This is a genomic window from Streptomyces tamarix, assembly GCF_032423885.1.
In the GTDB taxonomy this organism is placed as follows: domain Bacteria; phylum Actinomycetota; class Actinomycetes; order Streptomycetales; family Streptomycetaceae; genus Streptomyces; species Streptomyces tamarix.
Window position 1 is genome coordinate 1 of record NZ_JAWCTQ010000121.1, and the last position, 361, is coordinate 361.

The 361-nt window shown below is 65.1% G+C and carries 1 protein-coding gene; it reads left to right on the forward strand.

All coding sequences use genetic code 11. The annotated features are described in order from the left end of the window. Positions 1-361 (forward strand): ATP-binding protein (locus RND61_RS32550; protein ID WP_449343287.1); only part of this gene is annotated, 361 nt, incomplete at both ends.

The window sequence follows — 361 nt, forward strand, 5'->3', positions numbered from 1 at the left end:
GACCGGTTCCTCGATGATGCGATCGAGATCGATGTCGATGCCCTGTACGACGGGGAGGAGTTGTACCTCGGCGGTGTCATGGAGCACATCGAGGAGGCCGGTATCCATTCCGGTGACTCGGCGTGCGCTCTGCCGCCGATCACGTTGGGTGGGTATGACATCAAGCGTCTGCGTGCTTCCACCGAGGCGATCGCCAAGGGTGTGGGGGTGCGGGGGCTGATCAACATCCAGTTCGCGATGGCCGGGGACATCCTCTACGTGCTGGAGGCCAACCCGCGTGCTTCGCGGACGGTTCCCTTCACCTCCAAGGCGACGGCGGTGCCGTTGGCCAAGGCCGCCGCTCGGATCTCGCTGGGCGCGA